The organism is Ilyobacter sp. (assembly GCF_041583315.1).
In the GTDB taxonomy this organism is placed as follows: domain Bacteria; phylum Fusobacteriota; class Fusobacteriia; order Fusobacteriales; family Fusobacteriaceae; genus Ilyobacter.
Window position 1 is genome coordinate 1 of the sequence record NZ_JBFHGC010000626.1, and the last position, 1511, is coordinate 1511.

A 1511-nucleotide genomic window follows, 5' to 3' on the forward strand; every position below is an offset into this window, starting at 1 on the left:
CCATATCCGCTCATCCATCCGGTATATGTCACTGTCCCGGAATAAGGAGCATATACAGGAGTATTCATGCTTGCCCTCAAGTCTACTCCGTCATGAGTTGTTTCTCGCCCTGTTATAGGATGAACCCTTGTTCCAAATTCACTTGTTATCTCTTTGCCTTTAATTGGCCATTTAAAAGATTTTAGTGTCGGAGAAATATCTGAGTCATTATCGTCTGACCTTGAATATTGAATCTCATTATCTGAAAAATCTGAATCTAGATATATCTTCTGACCTGCATATATTGTGTTATCCGGAAGATTATTGTACTCTCTCAGATATTCTACAGGTGTACTGTACCACACGGATAATCGATATAGTGTTTCCCCGGGTTTTACTATGTGATATCTTGGTTTGCTCTTGGTATTTTCGGAATCCCCCTTGAGCAGTAACTTGGTTCCTGTGGTTATACGAGGGGTATCTAGATTATTTAATGCCATTATTTCTGTAACACTTACTTTGTTTTTTACAGCAATAGAATAAAGTGTATCTCCATTTTTTACTGTATGATATTTACCGCTGCTGCATCCCATTATTACTACATAAAAAGCAGATATTAATAATTTTTTAGAAATATTCATCGACTATTCCCCCAATACTTTGTATGAATAATTTACCACAATTTATATTAAGTTTCAAATTAATTTATTGGAAAAATCAATTATGAGTAGTATAATTATTTTAAGTAATAATAAGTGGGGGGTTATATTCTATGGTTAATTTTGAAAAAGTCGATGAAATGATAAATATTATAGAAGACGGGGATTTAAAAGATGGAAAAAATTTCAACCAATTTGCAATTGAGTTTTATTTGGAATCAAAATCATTACCACTTTCCAAATATCTCAGAATGCAGAAAAAAACAAAAAAAATGCCAAAGATAATGAATACAAAAAAAGCCGGGGAAGTTCTTTATTTTACTGAAAAAGACGACGATGCAAAAAGGTTTTTGAAAAGAAAGGGTTACAGTGAGATTCCGCAATTGAACTATACCTGCATCATGCTTCTCAGAAAAGTTGATATTATTACCAACTGGACCAAGGTGCTTTCATATTTTGAAGGGAAAGGGACCATAGAAGAGATAAATAATTCTACTAGAACGGAACTGCTCCCTGAAGAAAAGAAAAAAATGGATGAATTTATCAAAGAAAAGTTAAAACTTTCAGAAAAAGAGTATGATTGGTTCTGTGTAAAACTTTCAAAAGTATTTGAAGACAGAGAAATAATGAAGGCCCTGAAAAAAGTAATCAGATAGTAAAAACCCACTGCTCATATAATTAGATGCAGTGGGTTTTTATCAGTCTATTCCTAAGATACTTTTCACCGCTATTCCAACTATGAAAGAAAGAGTGGCAATACCAAGACTCAGGAAAGTCATTTCAAAAAATCTTTTTTTGAAGGAGGCTCCTGTGGCCACAGCAACATAATAGTTGAATACAAAAATTATAAATATGGCGGTCATCAGAGTAAGG

General features: G+C 33.3%; 2 protein-coding genes. One reads left to right on the forward strand and one right to left on the reverse strand.

Going from position 1 to position 1511, the window contains the following annotated elements; all coding sequences use genetic code 11:
* Positions 1-620, reverse strand: a 620-nt coding sequence (locus tag ABZA26_RS14875; RefSeq protein ID WP_372715264.1) for a LysM peptidoglycan-binding domain-containing protein, incomplete at its 3' end; no start/stop codon positions are given.
* Between the two features lie 131 nt (positions 621-751).
* Between ABZA26_RS14875 and ABZA26_RS14880 the strand changes: the two genes are divergently transcribed.
* A complete protein-coding gene (locus ABZA26_RS14880; RefSeq protein WP_372715265.1) occupies positions 752-1294 on the forward strand; it encodes a hypothetical protein in 543 nt (180 codons plus the stop codon).
* Positions 1295-1511: the final 217 nt, after the last annotated feature.